Origin of the sequence: Vibrio sp. St2 (assembly GCF_947311885.1) — a bacterium.
GTDB lineage: Bacteria > Pseudomonadota > Gammaproteobacteria > Enterobacterales > Vibrionaceae > Vibrio > Vibrio coralliilyticus.
In genome coordinates this window covers 944,978-963,670 of the sequence record NZ_CAMZNA010000001.1, presented here as the reverse complement: position 1 = coordinate 963,670, position 18,693 = coordinate 944,978, and the positions used below count along the sequence as shown (strand labels likewise).

The window sequence follows — 18,693 nt, the reverse complement described above, 5'->3', positions numbered from 1 at the left end:
GAATCTTATGTAAGGGACTTTCATGATGTTGTATCATGGCAAGTTTGGTAAGTATTACTGATAGAAATAGCAATAACAAAGGCGCTCAATTGTCCTCTCCAAACCAACCAATCATATTCTCTTTTTTCTCAGGTAGCGGCTTTTTAGATCTAGGCTTTGAAATGTCTGGGTTTGATGTTCGATTTGTAAATGAATTTCATGAGCCTTTCTTAGAAGCTTACAAGTATTCTCGTGAAAAAATGAGTTTACCGGAGCCAGAATATGGTTATTACCATGGTTCAATAGATGATCTAGTTACAGGTGAAAAAGCTGAACAGCTCACAGCACTAGTATTGAAAGCTAAAAAAGAAGCACTTACGGGGTTCATTGGCGGGCCACCATGTCCAGACTTCTCAGTGGCAGGTAAAAATAAAGGTTCTGCCGGTGACAATGGGGTGCTAACCCGAGTTTACATCGATTCTATTATTAAGAACCAACCAGATTTCTTTTTGTTTGAAAACGTCAAAGGTCTATGGAGAACAGTAAAACATAGAGCTTTTTACGAAGAGATGAAGGTGAAGCTTCAAGAATCTGGTTATGTACTAACTGATAGACTGACTAACTGTATTGAGTTTGGTGTTCCTCAAGACCGAGACCGTATTTTGATGTTTGGGATACACCGAAAGCATGTCGACCCTGAGTTATCAAATGAGCAACTATCGGCGGATTTTCACTGGGAACGTGAAGTGAAGTTCGTTAAAGCGGATGCTCTTGATAAATCTGTTTGGCCTCAAATGTCTGAATATAAAGAGAACTCGAAGTGTCAAATGCCTAAGCATCTTGCTCAGTTTAGTGAGCTAACAGTTGAACATTGGTTTAAGAAAAATGAAGTAAGCAAACACCCAAATAGTAAGCATCATTTCAAACCGTATTCAGACAAGTTCAAAACTATTCAAGAAGGTGACGATAGTAAAAAGTCTTTCAAGAGGTTACACAGGTTTAGATACTCACCGACTGCAGCTTATGGTAACAACGAGGTGCATTTGCACCCTTACAAATCAAGAAGGCTAAGCGCTGCAGAAGCACTGGCTATCCAGTCCTTACCAAAAGACTTTCAATTGCCACCGACTATGACGTTGTCGGATATGTTCAAAACTATTGGCAATGGTGTGCCATACCTAGCTTCAGAAGCTTTGGCTAAAACCATCAGAAATTATCTCGCATCATTGTAAAGAAGGAGCCCTGTTGCTCCTTTTTTATACGTTTCATAACGTTATCTTGCATATAACTACATTTCGATATAAGTCGTGGTAAACTACCATGAACAAATGTAAGTCATATTGGGTATTAGTAAATGCAATTTAATGATGTTCTCTCTGATATCGAGTCTCTAGTCGGTAAGAAACTTCAATCCATAAACCCAAAAACGCCACCTATCTTTGTGACCAAAGTAGATCGCAAGCAAAAAAAATACTTCGTATCTCCAGACCCAGACAAAGTGGGTACGGCACGTTTTTTTTGGGAACTAGAAGACATACTGTCTGAACTGAATTACAAGGGGTTTACCAATGTTGATCAAGCCCTTTTTGGCAGTGGTAGTAGTCGAAATCAGCCAGAAACGGTGTTTGCGAATTTACCGTATGTTAAGCACTTCAAGTATAAGAAACGTAAGCATATTTTATTATGCTCTGAAAAGACTCATGAATTAGGAACACTCCTAGAAGTTTCACAGTCAGACTACAGAGTACTTCGAAAGAAAATAGACAATTACTACAACTTGTCAAATCTAGATTTGCTTCAAGAACAGAAAAATTTACTCGACGAATTAACTACGTCTTTAGACTCAGTTTTTAATAAATATCCTGGTGAGGTTTCTATTCAAGATACAGAGAAAGCACTCGATATGTTGAGTGACCTCACCGAGAGAGTATCAGAGGCTACTGTACAAAATATTCCGGAGTTTGATTCGAATAGGAAAAAGCGTTGTAAGCGAGAAATAGAAATTACAAGCACAGAGCAGTTGGCTCTTTCCTATGATCAGATGCTAGATGCTCCAACTGTAACAGGTATCGATGATGGAGAGGATAGCACTTCTACTGATGAAGTTAGTTTAGAGAAGAAAGATAAAAAAACAGAGACTCCAAGAATACGTCAGCTTACACCTGTTTTATCACTGATTTATGATCGTATTCAGTTTAATGATATTGAACTTCAGCCGGATTTCCAAAGAAAAGACCGGATATGGTCTATTGACCAAAAAGCGAAGCTTATCGAGTCAATACTTATGGAGTTGCCACTTCCAGTATTCTATTTTGCGGTAAAACCTGATGGCACTTGGGTTGTAGTAGATGGTTTGCAGCGGATTACTAGCGTGTATGACTTTATTCGCGGGGACTTTCCACTTCGTAATTTAGAGTTCTTAGGAGAAGATTATAATGAGCTTTATTTTAGAGATCTTGAAAGAACGCTTCAGAGAAAAATAAGAGAGTATGCGATTACTGCTTATTTAATTGACATGGAGGAGGATGACTCTATATTGGTCGAACTATTCCATCGTATAAATACGTATGGAGTAAAATTAAGCCCTCAAGAGATTCGCTCTGCTGTTAATAAGGGAAATAGTGTGAAATTTTTACGCTATTTTTCTGCATCAAATGAGTTTAAAAAATCAACTCATAATAAAGTGAAAGCTGACAGACAACGAGATATGGAACTTTGCTTATCAGCAGTTTCATTCATGGTTTTCGGATACGAACAGTTTGGCACAAAAGGAAAAGAGACATACGATAACTTCCTTTCGTGTGCAATGAAACTATTGAATACTAGAAAGATAATCTTTGATGATAATGAAAACCTAGATTCGGGTAATTCTAGGATTATTGAAGGTACTAGCGAAAGTTATATCGAACTCTCAGAAAGATTTTCTCAAGGCTTAGATTTAGCATATAGAGTTTTTGGTCATGCAACCTTTAGAAAAGACATGGCTAATAGAAATTCACCAATTAGTAAGCAGCTATTTGAACTAGTGGTATGTTATTTCTCTGCTTTGAGTGATAGCCAGATAGAAGTGTTATTGGATAATTCCAACCTTTTAGTTGATGCCTTGTATACAGCCATTAATTCTGATGATAAAACATTGGCAACATGGTCCTCAGAGGTGTACGACGAAGCTAACCGAGGATTTAATTACTCTCTATCTACATCTACAGGAAAGAGAGTAACCGTTTTATATCGCTTTGAAGCTTTCGAAAGAATTCTATACGACACGTTGAAGATAAGAGTTAAATTAAAGCCAATTAAAGGGTTTGGTAATGATAAATAATGTTAGTTTGCTGAACTTTAAAAGTTATCGTGAAGAGAGCATTGAGTTATCGATGCTAACAGTGTTTTGTGGTAATAATTCTGTAGGTAAAAGTACAGCTATACAAGCTATTTCAATACCTTTACAGTCAAAATTTGGTGAAAAGGTAGTCTTGAATGGTGATCTTACGGAAGTCGGAACTATCAAGGATATTCATCATAAAAGTCCAAAAAATGAGTCTCTCAAAATTAACTTAACTATAGACGGTAACAATTATAGTTGGGGGTATGATGACTACGAAACTCATATACGTACATCAAAAATTGAATTGAATGGCTTTAATTCAAATAGCTTAGATGGCGGAGTTGTATTTCAAGAAATTTTAGAGAATTTCCAGTACCTTCAAGCTGAGCGCTATGGGCCAAGAAACAACTACGACTTAACTACTTCAAGTAAATTTCATTCACGATGGCTTGGATCTAAAGGCGAGTTTACAGCAGAGTTTCTCTCTAATGCTGAAAACTTCGACCGTTTTTTTGTGGGAGGTAGGTTCGTTCGTGATGACGTAGCACAAGACCCTAGATTGCATCAATCTGTAAAAAGCCAAGTTCTACATGATCATATCAACGCTTGGATGGCAGAAATTAGTCCTGGAATAGAAGTTTCGACAAAAGTTATTGAGCAGGCAGCTGTTGCGATCAGCTCTTACAGCCAGAATTCTTTTGATTCCCTGAAGCCGCACAACGTTGGTTTCGGTGTAAGTTATGCACTCGGAATAGTTTGTGCGATGTTGATGACTAAGCCGGGAGGACTTGTAATCGTAGAAAACCCCGAAGCACACCTCCACCCGAGGGGGCAAAGCTACTTGGGAAGATTGATTGCATTGACGGCGCAGGCTGGTGTTCAGATCATAGTAGAAACACATAGCGATCACCTAATTAATGGGATGCGTTTAATGCCTCGTTTGGGGAAAGTCGACTGCGAAGCTATGAGAATATACCAAGTTGTAGCGGATTTAGAGGATAGATGCAGTAAAGCACTACCTATAACTGTTAATGCGCAGGGAGAACTGTCAGATTGGCCAGAGAGCTTTTTTGATCAACAGCTGATAGATATGGATATCTTGATGAGTGGGCAAGAACAATGAGAACTCTAATTGGTCTTTCCAACTTTAGTTTTGAAACTCAAAGATTTAGTAGCTTTGCTGAAATAAGAGAGCAGTTGGAGCAACTAAAAGGGCTTAATGGTAAGTTTAGCCAGCACGGTGTTTCACTTGCAGTTGCAAATGATATTTTAAAAGACAACTATTTTGGTCCCTCTTTGGAAGTGCAGTTTCAAAATTTTTCATTTGGACAAGACCGAATGGTGATTGCAGCATTTAAGTCGTTATTAGAGAGACGTTATTTTAGCGGGTTCGATCGGCAATTCACCGGACTTGAGCTCAAAAAGTTAGCTTCATCACCAGACCTAGAAAATGGAATATGCTGCACTATATATGCACCTAAAGTTCTTGTTTCTGGCCTAGCTTGTATTAAATGTGAAGGTGACTTTGCAAGTTACTATGAACAGGTCTTAGGTGAATATCCAATTAGTGAATCAAGCTATTATGAGAGAGCAACTAGTCACTTTACGAATATTATTTATCAGGATGACTGTGAGAGTACGCTGAATCGAGTCACTGATGGCTTTTGTAATTATTCTGTAGCAATTACTAGTTGTCTGAAAGCACTAAATGACAGTAGTCCTACAAATGCTGTTAGTATGCCGGATAAGCTAGGTGAGGTGAAAGCAAAAACGAAGTATAAATGTACATCAGAAGGGAGTTCACACCCGAACTTTAAATTTCCTTTTGAGCATGGTGGAAAGTCTTATCCGACATTAGATTGTCAATTCCATCTAAAACCGTCGGATAGAAACACTTCAGGAAATACTAGCTTTAACCATAAGCGTGTTTATTTTGGATATATACCTAGAGATTGTGGGAAAAAGTGGGATATAGCTGTTGCTGCTATCGGCCCTCACATTTCGACACATGATCGACGAGATCGATATGCGCCTCGTAAGAAGATAAGAAAATAAACCGATTAAATAACACTTTCTTTTTCAATAACTTTCTCTCTAAGCTCCTCAGTTAAAACATCTCGCTGTGAACTGTAATGAAGTTTTCTATGGCAATTAGGGCAGAGCGCTGCGCAGTTGTCTACAGTATCAGGACCGTCATCCTTTAAACGAGTTAAGTGGTGCACCTCTAAAAATGGTGTGCCGTCTTCTTTTTCAAAAGGAGCATCATCACCACATAGTTCACAACGGCCTTTTGCTCTACGAATAACCCAACCTTTAACCTTACCTGACCGCTTGTAAATTTTTGTTGTTGCCTCAACAAAGCCTGGTGTTTCATCACCAATGGGTTTTTCAGGTGTTCTTTTGGCTTTAACTATGGATTGCATCTCTGCATCTGCTAAACCAATACCGAGGTACGGAAGCTTAAGTTTTTCGGAAATTAGGCGTTCGATAATGGGTGATTGCTGTGGACCTACATTTGTTAAGGGAGCCAAGCCTGCAAGGACTGGCAGATCCATTAGCATCATGATGTGCGTGATGTTCGACATTCTTCTGCCGAAAGCTTTTGGTGTGCGACCAAACTTATCTGCAAGGTTTTGATAGCATTTGCTCTTTACATAAGGAATACCGACCTTGTCTTTATGAAGCATTTCCAAATAGGCATCGACCGCTTCAGATAACTCTTGTTCAGACCAATCATTTCTTTTTGCCAATTACTTCTTCTCCATCACCAACGCCACACGCCCAACAACCTTAACTTCATCCTCTTCAACAGTAAGAGTTGAACCATTAAAGCTGATTGCCAGTTTCTTACCTGGTAAACGTTGTATTTCGTTGAGAGAGAGTAGGCCGTCCATATCAACTAGATATGTGCCGCTTACGGCTTGGTGAACTTCTTTGTCGATTATTGATGTTAAGTCGCCCTCACGAATAGCTATAGCGTTCACAACAGAAACATCATCAAGCAAGGATTTGTCAAACGTAAGCGTTTTAGATTCAATTAATTCGCCATTGAGGATTTTAAAGCAGTCGATATCGAACAGGAACTTGGTTTCCACACCCTCAGAGTCATGTTTGTGCGAACTTCTATTCGGAAATGCCTCTCCTTCACCCAGTAAAAGCCACTTAAGTGACACACCTGTATGCAAATGAGCTCTAACGGCGATTTCATGAGGAGTTAAGCCACGCTTCACCCATGTGGAAATAGTTGAAGTAGGTACACCTAGTTTCTCAGAGAGGACTCGTTGACTCTTTGATTCTGTTACTTCGATCAACCTTTGAACAAAGTCTTTACCACTCAAATACTCAAAAGCGGATATTTCTTCTTGATTAGTTGGCATAAGCGATCAATAATATTTGCTAAAGCGTAGTCAGCGAGCTGCAACTTCTGACTACTTATATACACATTCAATAACTTACAAGGATACCACTATGCTTTCATATCAAGTAGTCCTAAACACGCCTTTCATGACCTATGACCAATACTCGCAATTCTCGGGTATGCCCAAACGAACCATTATGGACTGGGTTTCTGACGGTCGCCTGCCTATCAAAGCCAAGTCAAAACCTAAGGAAACACCATTGATCAACATGGTTGCGTTGCTAGAAATGGCGACACGCGAAGCGATGCAAAACTTAGGTTAAACCATGTCTCTGGTTCCAACCAAAGAGTATTGCCCGTTGTGGCTCAATATCGTCGGTTGGGGTTTCATTCTCATCTCCTTGGTATGCAATTGAGTATTGGTTATGAACGAAAGTGACTCAATGTGCGAATTTATTGGCACGAAACAATTGGCATTTAACGAAGCGTGTTGTTCATTTGCGAAGTCAGAGAATATGACCAAGCTGGCCGAGAGCACAGGTATGAGCCCAACGATGCTTCGCAACAAGCTCAATCCGGAGCAACCTCATGTTCTGACTTGTGTTGAGCTTATCGCCATTACCAAAGTGAGCGGTAATCACACCATAGTGAATAGCCTTTTACTTGGGTTAGGGGTTGTAACGGCGCATGTGCCGTTCAATGCGAGTGAAGAAACCTTCATCAAACGAGCTTTAGAGAACTCGATCCACTCGGGTGACTTATCTCAAATGGCTTTGGATCAGGCTGGAAACACACGGCTAAGCCGCACCAACAAACACAACATTATTCAGAAAGCACAGGCCAGTATCGGCAACCTCGTGCTTTTGATTAGTGATCTCGAAGAACGCACTAAAGGCGTGTCTCCCTTCCTTGCTATGGGAGTGGATTTTGTTGCCAACGGTGCACCAGTCCCTGGGCTGAGTTAACTGAAGAAAACAGATAGGAAGTTTCGAAATGATTACGATTGAAATCAACACTCCTGAAGAAGCTTTACACCTCCAGAATGTCGCTGCGCTGAACATTGGCAAATACAAAAGTAACCCTGTGGAAGGGCAACAACACCTCCAAAGCACCCACATTCGTTTGTGGAGAGACATGCACACGCAAGCAGGTGATGTATTGAAGACGCTTATCGCCAAGAAGGAGAACGCTTCATGCAATACGTAGCAATCCGCCTTTTTGGTGATGGTGCGATGAAGCGCCACGAAGAAACTCAAGAGCCCGAAACAACGGCTCTTGGGGAGTTCGATTCCCTAGACGATGCCGTTGGCCAAGCCTGCGAGCAACTGAAATGCAACCACGTTCGTCACGGTGTTCTAAGTGAAGGCGAAGGGCGGGGCGGATTTATCGTAGTAGATACACAGGAGCTAGTTCAAATATGACCATTCCAGTTTATAGCGACCCATGCCATATGCCTTGCCCGGATCTACCGCATCACTCTTTATCGAAGGAAGACAAAGAGCGAGGGCTTGAGAAGCTACAACAAGTTCGAGCGCAAGTGAGAGAGGGCATGCTTTCAAGCCTGCGTAAAGAATATGAACAAGCAGAAAGCTCATATCAACGAGCTCTTATCAATCAACGCGCTAAACGAATCAAACGTAATTGGTCTTAGCACAGGAGGGAATGATGGATAGTCAACTCAATTCAAATCAGACAATACACGAGAACCCATTCACACAAAGCATTACGTTGTTAGGCTTTTTACGTGACCGTTTGGTCGAAGCAGCCGACTGCTTGGAAACAGGTATCGACATTACAAAAAATGCAGGCTTAACAACATTAGACCTAGAGCGTCAAATTGCAGATTGCCGATTCTTTGCGGAAGAGGCGAACACCTTTTTGGCATCTATGAGCGGACAGTCGACCAATGAACCAAGTTGAAGTCGATGAAGCACTCGAGAAGCAACGAGAGTTAGGAGAAGCCGGTGATATTGTTAAATACTCCTCTTTCACTCGTCGTTTCTTTCCCAGACTTCCTCAGTTGATCAGAAATGACATTAAGCGCAAAGTCGTCCAGCGAATGGGACGTAAAAATCCAACCCGCGAAAATCTAGTCAGGGCTGCAGAAGATGCGGTCAATTTTGGCCTCAGACAATCCCACTTCCTCGAAGACAAATTCCCGTTTGTTGATTTCAGAAATGGTGCGAAATCTAGACCTCTTACACACGCCATTTTGATGCGAGATGACGCCGTAAAAAAGCTAGCAAAGGAGTATTCAGACAAAGCGTCGATTGCAATGTCTGACCCAGATTTAGGAGAGCAGTTCGATAGTTTTCTGGAAGCTTTAGAGCATGTTTACGAGCAACAGGCCAAAAACCTGAAAGAGATTTTTGTCAGTTCTCCGCACGTTAACTTTTCTAAGAGAGATAAGAAGCCAGAAGAGCTTGAGCAAGACCTGCAAGTGGCCATTCTAAAAATGCAAAGCGAAGGCTGGATAGTAGGCCGGCTCATTCACTTGCGAGCTCAGTACATAGAGTATGCTCAAATCACTTTGGACCGTGTCGGTGAGTCGAAATACCAAAAGCCGTATGTTAGCGCAGTTTCTTTCTCAAACTGGATGCAAAAGCAAAGAGAAGCCAAGCGATTTGTTGAGTCGATGGCCGTCATGAATGATGAGACCGGAGAAGCGTTCAAGCTGGAAGATGTAGTAAAGCGAACAACGGCCAATCCAGAGAACCGACGTATAGAGATGATGGTTCGCTCGCGTGGGTTCGAAGAGCTTGCACAAGATTTGGGTTACGTCGCTTTGTTCCTGACCTGGACACTCCCAAGTAAGTATCACCGAAATTCAGCTAAGTGGAATGGGGCAACAGTAAAAGAAGGCCACAGGGAGCTCATGAAAAAATGGGCGATTGGGCGCGCGGAATTGGCTAAGTTAGATATTGATTACTTTGGCTTTCGAGTCGCAGAGCCACATCAAGACGCCACAAGTCACGCTCATTACTTTCTTTTCTGTGCTCCTGAGGACAAGGACAAAATCATCTCAATTTTACGAGAACGCGCAATCAGTGAAGATAGAGATGAGTTAGGCTCTAACATCAACATTCGTTTTGATGCAAAAGTTGAAGACCCAACCAAAGGGAGCGCTACAGCTTATATTGCCAAGTATGTTTCCAAGAATATCAACGGTAAACACATGCCTGAAGGCGAAGCAGAAGAGTGGGCATATCGGGCTCGCGCCTGGGCTTCAACTCATCGTATTCGCCAGTTCCAGCAATTCGGTGGAGAACCAGTTTCATTGTGGCGAAATCTTCGACGCGCTCAACCCAATCAAACCTCTATTGATCCCAAACTCGAAGAGCTCAGGCAAGCGGCCGATTCATCAAAATGGTCTTTGTTTTGCCGGTTAGCGGTCGGGGCAAAAATCGAATATGAAGCAAAGCAAAACCAATATGGCGAAAAGACCAAGAAAGTCATCGGCTTTTCTTGGTTTGGTCAGTTAATTGAAACTTGTAGCGAGAGCTACAGCTTAGTTAAGCAGAAAGACGTGAAGCGACTTCAAGAAGCGCGGAGCGATTCCCCTTGGAGCACTGAAAATAACTGTAACTCGCAGCTAATTGAGCAACTCAGGCGTATGACAGGATGGAGTTCACAAGGCGTAAAATGTCTTATTAGACCTCTGCAGCTCGGTGCGAAAGTACCGATAGACAAATACGTGTCCGTTCAACTGAGAAATGGCAGGCTTTTAACCTTTTAGAATTAGGGCTTTGAAGGGATACGTGCTAGCTACCAACTCCTTATTCAGTGACATCGACATCAAAATGCAGGTAGAAACCTGTATAAATATACAGTATATTTTGGGTGTCATTGGTAAGGATATTGATATGTCTAATAAAAAACAGCTTTTCCAGCAAGCACTGGAGCTAATTCTCGACGGGGTCGCATTGAGTACAAACGGTGAAAACCGCGCCCAGGCAGGTGCTTACTTAATGGGATTAGTTGTTGCTGACAATCAAGGCGAGCTTGATAGCGAGAAAGTAGAAGCGATTAAGGCCATTATTGAAATGGCTGACGAAGTCGAAAGCCCGCAATTCAGGCTTTAAGCGCAATTACTGAAAAGGAGTTGCTATGTTAATCACATGTCCAAAATGTGAAAGCAAAGCTCGGATAGCTACCTCCCGGGCGATGAGTAAAGAAACTCGAGAGGCATATTGTCAGTGCCTTAATCTAAACTGCGGTACCGTCTTTGTTACTTATACCTCAGTGCATCGAATTATTGAACCCAGTGGTGATAAACCTGATCCAAAGCTCCAGCCAGAGCTGTGTAAGGGAGATTTGGACCAGATCAGTATGTTTGACATTTAAATAGTAGCTACGGTTGATATTTCAAGAAAGGAAGTACAACACATTACTACTTCTAGAGTGAAAGTTTATCAATGAGATTCCACAAGAAAGGTACTTCCTTGTATATGGTTTGTTGCTCAACTAAACTTTCTTGCTGCAACTGCCACTCTTGTCTGGCACCACTTTAAAATAATTATCATCGATGATTATCTCAACAGGCTTCCCTTGGTCTTTTTCATAAAATGCACAGTCCTTTTTGCCAATACGCACTTTTGAATTTTGCGAATAATCATAATACCAAGTGTCTTTTGTAGCCGCTCCAGAGGTGAAACCTTTTTCGTCGGTTTTGCAGTTGGGGAGCAAATCTACAAATTCAATTCGAGATTCAGCTCTTTCATGGTATGTAACACTTCCAGTAACTGGATATTTAGAGTTGTTTTGAACGTAGAATGTGCCTTTAGTTGTCATGGTATTTCCTCGTGTTTTATAAATAACTTAGTGAAGTTAACATCAATAGATATAATTGGTGTTGCCGACGCTGCTGATAATATAGAGAACTTATATGTGCGCCTGATTTGTTATATTGATTACCAAAGGTAGACTACTACTCTCCTCTGCTCTTCAGTCAACATCAGAGCACTAAAGACTATAGGGAACTGCGACTCCTTCCATCACTTATAGCTCGGCTCAAGCATCATCGAATCTTGTGATTTATTGTGCTAATCATTTCATATAACGCGATTTAAATTTAATATGAGACATTGAGCGTATTAATTCAGTATCACTTTGGTATCAACTTAGCTCCTCAGGATGATAAAACGCACAAACACGATCCTCGACGATCTCTAAATCCTCAATCTAAAACAGCCCTCGATGTAGATATATCGGGGGCTGTGCTTTACTAACCCTACCTAAACACGATCACTTTTAGGATCGCAAAATTACAGTGCGGAATTTTAGCGCGGGGGGAGGGGTGAGTCCGAACAAGGGCTAGAAGCCTACATTCACCACCTAAATAATCTCTGCTCTTTAAACTCCAAATCTCTTCTTCGATTGGTAGGCTATTGATGTGGGAACGACAACACGAGCACGCTAGATGGAATGGGCTGAAGCTCAACATCCTGTCTACCTCTTTTGATGGTGGTAAGCGTCTGCAAGTGAGTGAAATTCCATACGCTGACCTACCACATATAAAAGTCATGGGCACTAAAGCCCGGGCATTTACTATCGAATCTATATTCGTAGGCGCTAGCTCACTAGCTGACGCCAATGCATTTATTGAGAGTCTGGAGCAGCAACCAAAAGGAGAACTCGAGCATCCCTGGTTAGGTGAGTTGGTGCTAGTGTTCGAGGAACACTCCCTCAGTATTAACACCAAGAAAGGTTTAGTGACGCTGAGCCTGAAGTTTGTCCGTGCCGGTACTTCGCCTTCCATCACTGCACCGACAACAGTACGCACCAAAGCACAAGCTGACATAGTAGAAAGCCTATCTAAGAAGTCATTTATTGAAGAGGTTAAAGGGCTGGATGTTTCTCAAATCAACGAGGTACAAAACAACGCAACCAGTGCGCTCAATGTGTTGGTTGATATTACTAACCGCCTGAACCTAGCCGATGATTCGCTGCAAGATATTAGCCTAGCGATCAATGAAGTCTTCTCTGCCGTGAGCAGTTTGAGCACTAACCCTGCCGAGTTCGCTGACCTGTTTTCTAGCGCTGTCGATACGGTGTCTGAAGGTGTTCAATCAGAGCCAGCTTCTGAGAGTGAAGCCGTCGACAATTCACGCAGTGCCCAAGCGTTGATGCTTGGCGAAGTTAAAATCGATAGCCCAGCCAAACACCACAACGTACAGATGGTGACGGGCGCGGTGAAGATGAGTAAAGACGTGACTGACCTGGAAGCCAATGACAGCTTTGAGATCACCTTAGCCCAAAAGCAGCCAGAGATTATTCAAAGTGATCTCTCAACTCTAATTGTCAGCGTTGATGACCGCATCAAGGAAACCACTCAAGTTTCTACGCAAGAAAGCATAGAACTATATGACGCACTCACTTCACTAAAAAGCAATATACAGACTCAGCACGATAAAGTAGCAGAGGGAACCAAAGCTCACAGAACAGTGCAGTCACCTCACTTTAAGTCGGCGCTGACCATAGCCCATAACGAGTACACCAATGAGAACGTCATTACCAAAATGAATTCACTTCAGCACCCTTTATTTATCCGTGGTGATATCGCGGTAAGGGATGCACGATGAATCAACTCACGATGTACATTGACGGAAAGCAGCATACTTTCTACCAAGCCAACTTGAACTACTCGACAGAGCAATTGGCCCACACATTTAACTGCTCGATTGAACCGATGAAGATTGATCGCCCATTGTCGGTTGAGTTCTTTCTCAATGACCAATCCATCTTAATCGGTCAGATAGATGAAGCAGAACGCGAGACAGGCGCAAGCGCTTTAACCATGCCAATAGTCGGACGATCCAAGAGTGCCAATATGATTGACTCGCGCATCACTATGGATGCGCTATACAACCTCAATGTTGAAGAACTGCTTAGAAAACTGGCTAAGCCATTTGGTTTAGGAGTAAAGAGCCTCGTTAAAGGCATGCCGAAGATTGAAGAGTTTCAGATTAACGCCGAGTCTCCGGTTGAAAATGTTGCTCAGCTCATCCGTGAACAGGGCTACATGCTCATCGAGCGAAACGGTGTGCTGACTATAGAGAGCACGGCGCATGCAACGATTAACAATGTTGGCCTCGAAACAGGCAACAACATAGACAGCTTAAAGATAAAACGCGCCTTCAATAAGCAGTTTCATACTATTGATGTGCAAGGCCAGTGGGATGAAGCCAGCGCCCAAGTCACCAACCCAAACATTGATAGCTCACGCACGATGGTCATTACCTGTGACCAACTGCAAAGCAGTGCGGCGTGTGTATCTCGCGCCAAATATGAAAGCAACTTAGCCACAGCGGAAAGCCTAACCGCTTCAACGTCTGTCGCCGACATCTTTCCTCAGCTTGCGATTGATGGGTTAAACCGAGTGATTCGAGTGATCGACAAAGAGCAGAGTTTTAGTGAAATGCTGGTGATTAAGTCACTTGGCCTATCGGTGTCCGAAAGCGCCGCGAGCACTTCCGTTAAGTTGGGCAGACCGTTTAAGGAGCAAAGTCATGTCTAGTGCTCAACGTCAGCAACAACAGCGATTAATGGCTCGCATCAAGAACGTGATCGGAACAGGTACGGTGACAGGCGCAACTACGGGCATGTTGCAAATCAGAACCGCAACGGGCCGTACCAATGACCGAATTAAGCGCGTCCACAACTATGGCTTCATGAGCCGACCACTACCAGAGGCCAAAGCTTACAACCTGTTTATCGGCGGTGTTACTGCGCGTGGGCTTACCGTCAATGTGGAAGATGAGCGTTACCAAATCGACTTAAAGCCCGGAGAGGTCGCCATGCTCGATGACAAGGGAAATTTAATCCATCAAACCGAAGAAGGCATCAAGGTCTACGCCACCAAAGGTAAGGTCGATGTCGTAGCTGCGAATGAAGTCTCTATTAAGGCGCCACAGGTAAACGTTATTGCTGACAAAACCACGTTTTCTAATGATGTAGAGATAGGCGGCAATCTGAGTGTGGCGAAGAATGCAGAAGTTGCGGGCTCTGTCGGTGGTCAGTCTGGTACGTTCGGCGGCGTTAAAGTCGAGACGCACGGCCACGACTATGAAGACGACAGCGCAATCAAAACAACACGGGAGCCCAACAAAGCATGAGCCATTTTAAACTGAACGCGCTTACCGAGTCGGTGGATTCCAAAGACGGCATGACTCATGCGGTGCTGCAAAGCGTCTACAACTACGCCGAGTCAACCAAGAATGACCGCGCCAGAATGGACAACAATGAACGCGGCGGTACTTGGAGTAATGAACTGATAGAGATTGTCGGCTCTCGGGATTGGACACTCAAACGAGCCAAATTAACCGATGAAACCGTAAGGCTTGCCAAACGTTTTTATGAAGAAGCCCTAGCCTGGTTAATTCAACAAGGTCACGCGAAAACCATTGAAGTCACTGTTTGGAGAGAGAAACCAAACCAAATGGGCCGTAATGTCATGATAACCCTGACGGACGGCTCCACATTTGATGTTCCACTATCGAAGGTAGATAAATGAGTACACAAGTGAGCCTTGAGAGCTTAATTGCTCGTGCGGAAGCTAACCTGACATCAGCCACAGGGCAAAGCAACCCAGCGACCAAAGCGATAGCCTCTGCCATTGCTGGCGTCAGCTATGGGCAATATGGCTATCAAGATTTGCTTTTCAGACAACTGCACCCCGAAACCTGCTCAGAAGCGTGGTTATATCTACATGCCAATCGCCACAATACACCACGCTTGTTACCGACCTTTGCGAAAGGCTTAGTACAGTTTACTGAGCTAGGCGGAACCGTGGTGATCGCCAAAGGTACTCGCCTAATCTACGGTGATAAAGAGTATGAAACCACTAAGGAGCAGTACAGCAATGTGCCTGTAGACGTCATTGCACTGGAATCAGGGACAGCCAGCAATTTACCAAACGGCGCTAAACTCACCCTAACCGAAGGGCTAAGCGGTATCGACCCTAATAACATCCTGTCGCTGGGTATTGAAGGTGGTGCAGATATCGAAGAGTTAGAGCACTGGCGAGCGCGAGTAATTGTGGCATTCGAGAAGAACGAGCTGATCGGCAAGTCAGAAGATTACGAAGTGTGGGCAGTGTCGGCTCACTCTGATGTTGATTTTGCATGGGCACTCGATAACACGCCAGAGCGCGGCATGGTAGAGGTCTACATTGGCGCACGTGAAAACGACCCAACGTTAAGCGGTGAAGTGGTCAACCTTGTTCAAGAGACCTTCGAAACTAACCGACTCGCGGGTTGCCATCCGTTTGCTCATCTCCCAGAAAAAACGCCGCTCGCTATAGAGATTCAAGGCATTGAAGACCTAGCGATTCGTGATGATGTGGTCACGGCCCTTGAAAACTTTGTCAAAGGGAAAATGGGCAAGATAGACCCAAACACCCAAAAGCCTGAATCCATCACCAACACCGAAATTGTGTTAGTCATTTCAACCGTCACCAACAACTTTATTGTCAAAGCACCTGTGGGCGAAGTGGCTATCGACAATAACCAGATTCATGTATTAGGAGCCGTCACATGGACATCTCCGACTTAATCATTGAATACAACGAAGGGGACTTTGCTGACGCTTACCGTGGGTTACTGCCTCAAGGTGAATACTGGCAAGACACCGAGAACGAAGAGCTGACCAATACCATTAACGGTATAGCCAAAGACTTTAAGAAAACCCATGACGACATTGAATTATCGCTTTTAACAGAGTTTGAAGAGCAAGGGTTTGGTTGGAAGATTCGCGATTATCAAAGCCTGCTTGGGACGATGGGCTCAAACGGTTTGGTGTATGACGATGTGAAAAGGCCCAATCTGATTTTGATTGACCTCTTCAGCTATGACAATGGCGCAGCCATTAACGCATTTGAAAAAGTCCGACTACCTCATACCGAGTTTCACTGGCTTTACCCATTGGAAGCCGAAACCCAATTTGAACAGGCTACTGCCTTGACAATAAAGCCAGAATTGAGCTCGCAGTTAGAAATAGACGCTGAAGCTCAAATCTTGTGCCGCACTGCCATTACTTGGCAACTTGAAATAGGAGACACCGAATGAGCACACTGCAAGCTATTCCGACTCAGCACGGGATAGACATTTTAAACAGTGAGCAGAAAAATACTGTAACCAAGTATCGGCTCATTGGCGCGTTAACCCATGACGCCCCAAGTGAATCACTGTATTCATTCTACGAAAACACCATTGAAACCAGTTACTACGATGACAATGGCGTTTTAACCTTTATCTTGAATCTGCCCATTGAGCAGCACTTTGATGAGTACCTACACCAAATCCACGTGCTTGATAGCAGCAATCAATCCGTCATCGAGTGCTCGACACCAAAAGTTGCGCTGCCGAAGGGCATTGGCGGCATGGTCACACTCAAAGCGGCGATTTCAGGTGAAGTTGGACAAGTTATTTTTAAGCACAGTGAGTTTGTGACAGGAGAGGAACTCAACGACATTTACTTACCCATGCTTACACCTAAAGGAAGGAATTTTTCGTATAACGAACCATCAATGCCGAGTGAGGGTGGGTGGTACACCATCATAGAAGGGCTAACTGAATATTCTAACTGCCCACTTATGGGAGTAATCAACACAGTAGGTCACCGAAGCGTTTCGTTTATTGTCCAGAGAGTTAACGTGCATGGTTCATTGCAAATCCTTCAAAGCCAAGGCAGTACAAAAAACGCTAGCAATTGCCATTTAGATGGCATTCGTCTCGCTGATCGTGCTACCAAACTTCAAGTGAAATTGCGCGATGTGAGTAAACCCTTGATCATGAATGTATCTTTGGTTAGCACCAATCCAGCATTTGCGGTGAAGGAGACTCCAACGTTAGAAACGGGTAATCCAGACGTCAATTGCTGGTTTTCCCCATTGCCAACGGTTGGGAATGACCAAAGTGCTTCGGTTTTTACCAATCTGTTTGTCGGAGATTCGACTGATAACTTGTTTCAAGTGATTAGCTCTAAGGAGCTTGCAGGCATACCGTTGCCATTCCCATTAGGCGCAGTACCGTCAGGCTGGTTAGAATGCCGAGGACAGTCTTTTAATAAGTCCGCGTATCCAAAACTTGCGGAGCGTTACCCGTCCGGAGTGCTGTCCGATCTACGTGCTGAGTTTATTCGTGGTCACGATAATGGTCGTGGTATTGATGTTGACCGAGAACTATTGAGCTTACAGCTTGATGCATTTCAAGATCACCAGCATACGTATCACACCTTCCGACGTACAGGTAATGAAGAAGAGCTGCTGACCCCAGAGAAAAACTTTTCCGTTATTCCTCAAACCACTACGGGGGCGATTAATGGTCGAACCGCCGATGAAACGCGCCCTAGAAACATTGCATACATGTACATAGTGAGAGCCGCATAATGACATTTGAGTTCAGCACAGAAGACCAAACGTTGACAGTTCATCATTTTGATGCCGATGGGGTATATACCTCTAGTGTTGAAATGTTGATTGAAGCTAATACAGGCTTACCTGCTCAGAGTACGCTGCAATCTCCTATTTCAGAGCTAAGTAATGATGAAAAGCCAGTATTCATCAATGATGCATGGGAAGTTAGAAAAGACCATCGTGGAGAAGTGGCCTATTGTAAGTCTCGGCAAAATGACTATCAGATTAATCACCTTGGAGACTTACCTGAGACACACACGTTGCTAAAACCAAGTGAGTTTGACTCTTGGAGAGAATCGGATTCGTCTTGGCAATATGATCAAGAATTGGAAAGACCAATCAAGGTTATCAAAGAGCGTGAATGGCGTGATTTACAGCTTGATAACGTTTTGAGTCGAATAGACCAATACGAAAAAGACCAAAACTATCCAGAAAAATTAAGAACCTCTCCGATAAAATCGAATGAAGATTTCTTAAAGCTTTTAGAGGATAGAAAAATGTTAAGTGATTACCCAAACAATGAAAGCTTTCCCTTTGGTGAGCGCCCACAACTATCTGGCTTAGCCAACTAACCACCAAACCCAGCCCAGCCGCTGGGTTTGTTCTTTTTACCTTCCC

At 43.3% G+C, this 18,693-nt stretch carries 24 protein-coding genes; 21 read left to right on the top strand and 3 right to left on the bottom strand.

All coding sequences use genetic code 11. The features are described from left to right. Positions 1 to 35 precede the first annotated feature (35 nt). The 4 genes from QMA41_RS04630 (at position 36) to QMA41_RS04615 (ending at position 5,359) form a co-directional block, all read left to right on the top strand. Entirely contained in the window at positions 36 to 1,211 is a 1,176-nt protein-coding gene (locus QMA41_RS04630) for a DNA cytosine methyltransferase (RefSeq protein ID WP_281628995.1), read from the top strand. A gap of 122 nt (positions 1,212 to 1,333) precedes the next feature. After that, positions 1,334 to 3,301, top strand: coding sequence for a DUF262 domain-containing protein (locus tag QMA41_RS04625; RefSeq protein ID WP_281628994.1), 1,968 nt, complete (start codon positions 1,334 to 1,336; stop codon positions 3,299 to 3,301). Further along, a complete protein-coding gene (locus QMA41_RS04620; protein ID WP_281628993.1) occupies positions 3,291 to 4,427 on the top strand; it encodes a DUF3696 domain-containing protein in 1,137 nt (378 codons plus the stop codon). The genes QMA41_RS04625 and QMA41_RS04620 overlap by 11 nt, the downstream gene beginning before the upstream one ends. After that, the gene (locus QMA41_RS04615) at positions 4,424 to 5,359 is read left to right on the top strand and encodes a hypothetical protein (RefSeq protein WP_281628992.1); all 936 of its coding nucleotides are present in this window, start codon (positions 4,424 to 4,426) and stop codon (positions 5,357 to 5,359) included. The genes QMA41_RS04620 and QMA41_RS04615 overlap by 4 nt, the downstream gene beginning before the upstream one ends. Before the next feature lie 5 nt (positions 5,360 to 5,364). On the opposite strand, the gene QMA41_RS04610 is transcribed toward QMA41_RS04615, so the two are convergent. Both QMA41_RS04610 and QMA41_RS04605 read right to left on the bottom strand, forming a co-directional pair. Then, a complete protein-coding gene (locus tag QMA41_RS04610) occupies positions 5,365 to 6,054 on the bottom strand; it encodes an HNH endonuclease signature motif containing protein (protein WP_281628991.1) in 690 nt (229 codons plus the stop codon). Beyond that, positions 6,055 to 6,681: a phage repressor protein CI gene (locus QMA41_RS04605; RefSeq protein WP_281628990.1), complete on the bottom strand. Its 627-nt coding sequence runs from the start codon at positions 6,679 to 6,681 to the stop codon at positions 6,055 to 6,057. It abuts the gene before it with no gap. 91 nt (positions 6,682 to 6,772) lie between these two features. On the opposite strand from QMA41_RS04605, the gene QMA41_RS04600 reads away from it, so the two are divergent. The 9 genes from QMA41_RS04600 (at position 6,773) to QMA41_RS04560 (ending at position 11,006) form a co-directional block, all read left to right on the top strand. Next, positions 6,773 to 6,985: a hypothetical protein gene (locus tag QMA41_RS04600; protein ID WP_019275486.1), complete on the top strand. Its 213-nt coding sequence runs from the start codon at positions 6,773 to 6,775 to the stop codon at positions 6,983 to 6,985. A 102-nt stretch (positions 6,986 to 7,087) separates the two neighbouring features. Next, positions 7,088 to 7,627, top strand: a complete 540-nt coding sequence (locus QMA41_RS04595; protein WP_281628989.1) for a phage regulatory CII family protein — start codon at positions 7,088 to 7,090, stop codon at positions 7,625 to 7,627. Between the two features lie 28 nt (positions 7,628 to 7,655). Next, entirely contained in the window at positions 7,656 to 7,868 is a 213-nt protein-coding gene (locus tag QMA41_RS04590) for a hypothetical protein (RefSeq protein WP_281628988.1), read from the top strand. Then, positions 7,856 to 8,083, top strand: a complete 228-nt coding sequence (locus tag QMA41_RS04585; RefSeq protein WP_019275357.1) for a hypothetical protein — start codon at positions 7,856 to 7,858, stop codon at positions 8,081 to 8,083. The genes QMA41_RS04590 and QMA41_RS04585 overlap by 13 nt, the downstream gene beginning before the upstream one ends. Then, the gene (locus QMA41_RS04580; RefSeq protein ID WP_019275356.1) at positions 8,080 to 8,313 is read left to right on the top strand and encodes a hypothetical protein; all 234 of its coding nucleotides are present in this window, start codon (positions 8,080 to 8,082) and stop codon (positions 8,311 to 8,313) included. The genes QMA41_RS04585 and QMA41_RS04580 overlap by 4 nt, the downstream gene beginning before the upstream one ends. Positions 8,314 to 8,324: 11 nt before the next feature. Continuing rightward, positions 8,325 to 8,582 carry a hypothetical protein gene (locus QMA41_RS04575; protein WP_281628987.1) on the top strand — a complete coding sequence of 86 codons (258 nt, stop codon included), beginning with the start codon at positions 8,325 to 8,327 and terminating at the stop codon, positions 8,580 to 8,582. Further along, positions 8,569 to 10,398 (top strand): replication endonuclease, encoded by a 1,830-nt coding sequence (locus tag QMA41_RS04570; RefSeq protein WP_281628986.1) that lies wholly within the window; start codon positions 8,569 to 8,571, stop codon positions 10,396 to 10,398. Before QMA41_RS04575 ends, QMA41_RS04570 begins: the two co-directional genes overlap by 14 nt. 127 nt (positions 10,399 to 10,525) lie before the next feature. Continuing rightward, positions 10,526 to 10,744 carry a hypothetical protein gene (locus QMA41_RS04565; RefSeq protein ID WP_031342464.1) on the top strand — a complete coding sequence of 73 codons (219 nt, stop codon included), beginning with the start codon at positions 10,526 to 10,528 and terminating at the stop codon, positions 10,742 to 10,744. A gap of 25 nt (positions 10,745 to 10,769) precedes the next feature. Further along, positions 10,770 to 11,006: an ogr/Delta-like zinc finger family protein gene (locus QMA41_RS04560; protein ID WP_251768507.1), complete on the top strand. Its 237-nt coding sequence runs from the start codon at positions 10,770 to 10,772 to the stop codon at positions 11,004 to 11,006. 120 nt (positions 11,007 to 11,126) lie between these two features. Here QMA41_RS04560 and QMA41_RS04555 read toward each other — a convergent pair whose 3' ends face one another. After that, entirely contained in the window at positions 11,127 to 11,453 is a 327-nt protein-coding gene (locus tag QMA41_RS04555; protein ID WP_281628985.1) for a hypothetical protein, read from the bottom strand. 599 nt (positions 11,454 to 12,052) lie between these two features. Between QMA41_RS04555 and QMA41_RS04550 the strand changes: the two genes are divergently transcribed. From QMA41_RS04550 to QMA41_RS04515, 8 genes are read left to right on the top strand one after another with little or no spacing between them, the layout of a single operon-like run. Then, positions 12,053 to 13,243, top strand: coding sequence for a DNA circularization N-terminal domain-containing protein (locus QMA41_RS04550; protein ID WP_281628984.1), 1,191 nt, complete (start codon positions 12,053 to 12,055; stop codon positions 13,241 to 13,243). Continuing rightward, positions 13,240 to 14,178, top strand: coding sequence for a phage tail protein (locus tag QMA41_RS04545; protein WP_281628983.1), 939 nt, complete (start codon positions 13,240 to 13,242; stop codon positions 14,176 to 14,178). The genes QMA41_RS04550 and QMA41_RS04545 overlap by 4 nt, the downstream gene beginning before the upstream one ends. Next, on the top strand, positions 14,171 to 14,776 hold the full coding sequence (locus tag QMA41_RS04540; protein ID WP_281628982.1) for a phage baseplate assembly protein: 606 nt from the start codon (positions 14,171 to 14,173) through the stop codon (positions 14,774 to 14,776). The genes QMA41_RS04545 and QMA41_RS04540 overlap by 8 nt, the downstream gene beginning before the upstream one ends. Continuing rightward, positions 14,773 to 15,174: a phage GP46 family protein gene (locus QMA41_RS04535; protein WP_281628981.1), complete on the top strand. Its 402-nt coding sequence runs from the start codon at positions 14,773 to 14,775 to the stop codon at positions 15,172 to 15,174. The genes QMA41_RS04540 and QMA41_RS04535 overlap by 4 nt, the downstream gene beginning before the upstream one ends. Further along, positions 15,171 to 16,214 carry a baseplate J/gp47 family protein gene (locus QMA41_RS04530; RefSeq protein ID WP_281628980.1) on the top strand — a complete coding sequence of 348 codons (1,044 nt, stop codon included), beginning with the start codon at positions 15,171 to 15,173 and terminating at the stop codon, positions 16,212 to 16,214. Before QMA41_RS04535 ends, QMA41_RS04530 begins: the two co-directional genes overlap by 4 nt. After that, complete coding sequence (locus tag QMA41_RS04525; RefSeq protein WP_281628979.1) at positions 16,196 to 16,726, top strand: hypothetical protein; 531 nt, start codon at positions 16,196 to 16,198, stop codon at positions 16,724 to 16,726. The genes QMA41_RS04530 and QMA41_RS04525 overlap by 19 nt, the downstream gene beginning before the upstream one ends. Further along, a complete protein-coding gene (locus QMA41_RS04520; protein ID WP_281628978.1) occupies positions 16,723 to 18,048 on the top strand; it encodes a phage tail protein in 1,326 nt (441 codons plus the stop codon). Before QMA41_RS04525 ends, QMA41_RS04520 begins: the two co-directional genes overlap by 4 nt. Next, positions 18,048 to 18,647, top strand: coding sequence for a hypothetical protein (locus QMA41_RS04515; RefSeq protein WP_281628977.1), 600 nt, complete (start codon positions 18,048 to 18,050; stop codon positions 18,645 to 18,647). Before QMA41_RS04520 ends, QMA41_RS04515 begins: the two co-directional genes overlap by 1 nt. Positions 18,648 to 18,693 lie beyond the last annotated feature (46 nt).

Coding starts and splice junctions, on each gene's coding strand:
- QMA41_RS04630 (WP_281628995.1), top strand. CDS start 36: ATGGCAAGTTTGGTAAGTATTACTGATAGAAATAGCAATAACAAAGGC.
- QMA41_RS04625 (WP_281628994.1), top strand. CDS start 1,334: ATGCAATTTAATGATGTTCTCTCTGATATCGAGTCTCTAGTCGGTAAG.
- QMA41_RS04620 (WP_281628993.1), top strand. CDS start 3,291: ATGATAAATAATGTTAGTTTGCTGAACTTTAAAAGTTATCGTGAAGAG.
- QMA41_RS04615 (WP_281628992.1), top strand. CDS start 4,424: ATGAGAACTCTAATTGGTCTTTCCAACTTTAGTTTTGAAACTCAAAGA.
- QMA41_RS04605 (WP_281628990.1), bottom strand. CDS start 6,681: ATGCCAACTAATCAAGAAGAAATATCCGCTTTTGAGTATTTGAGTGGT.
- QMA41_RS04600 (WP_019275486.1), top strand. CDS start 6,773: ATGCTTTCATATCAAGTAGTCCTAAACACGCCTTTCATGACCTATGAC.
- QMA41_RS04595 (WP_281628989.1), top strand. CDS start 7,088: ATGAACGAAAGTGACTCAATGTGCGAATTTATTGGCACGAAACAATTG.
- QMA41_RS04590 (WP_281628988.1), top strand. CDS start 7,656: ATGATTACGATTGAAATCAACACTCCTGAAGAAGCTTTACACCTCCAG.
- QMA41_RS04585 (WP_019275357.1), top strand. CDS start 7,856: ATGCAATACGTAGCAATCCGCCTTTTTGGTGATGGTGCGATGAAGCGC.
- QMA41_RS04580 (WP_019275356.1), top strand. CDS start 8,080: ATGACCATTCCAGTTTATAGCGACCCATGCCATATGCCTTGCCCGGAT.
- QMA41_RS04575 (WP_281628987.1), top strand. CDS start 8,325: ATGATGGATAGTCAACTCAATTCAAATCAGACAATACACGAGAACCCA.
- QMA41_RS04570 (WP_281628986.1), top strand. CDS start 8,569: ATGAACCAAGTTGAAGTCGATGAAGCACTCGAGAAGCAACGAGAGTTA.
- QMA41_RS04565 (WP_031342464.1), top strand. CDS start 10,526: ATGTCTAATAAAAAACAGCTTTTCCAGCAAGCACTGGAGCTAATTCTC.
- QMA41_RS04560 (WP_251768507.1), top strand. CDS start 10,770: ATGTTAATCACATGTCCAAAATGTGAAAGCAAAGCTCGGATAGCTACC.
- QMA41_RS04555 (WP_281628985.1), bottom strand. CDS start 11,453: ATGACAACTAAAGGCACATTCTACGTTCAAAACAACTCTAAATATCCA.
- QMA41_RS04550 (WP_281628984.1), top strand. CDS start 12,053: ATGTGGGAACGACAACACGAGCACGCTAGATGGAATGGGCTGAAGCTC.
- QMA41_RS04545 (WP_281628983.1), top strand. CDS start 13,240: ATGAATCAACTCACGATGTACATTGACGGAAAGCAGCATACTTTCTAC.
- QMA41_RS04540 (WP_281628982.1), top strand. CDS start 14,171: ATGTCTAGTGCTCAACGTCAGCAACAACAGCGATTAATGGCTCGCATC.
- QMA41_RS04535 (WP_281628981.1), top strand. CDS start 14,773: ATGAGCCATTTTAAACTGAACGCGCTTACCGAGTCGGTGGATTCCAAA.
- QMA41_RS04530 (WP_281628980.1), top strand. CDS start 15,171: ATGAGTACACAAGTGAGCCTTGAGAGCTTAATTGCTCGTGCGGAAGCT.
- QMA41_RS04525 (WP_281628979.1), top strand. CDS start 16,196: ATGGACATCTCCGACTTAATCATTGAATACAACGAAGGGGACTTTGCT.
- QMA41_RS04520 (WP_281628978.1), top strand. CDS start 16,723: ATGAGCACACTGCAAGCTATTCCGACTCAGCACGGGATAGACATTTTA.
- QMA41_RS04515 (WP_281628977.1), top strand. CDS start 18,048: ATGACATTTGAGTTCAGCACAGAAGACCAAACGTTGACAGTTCATCAT.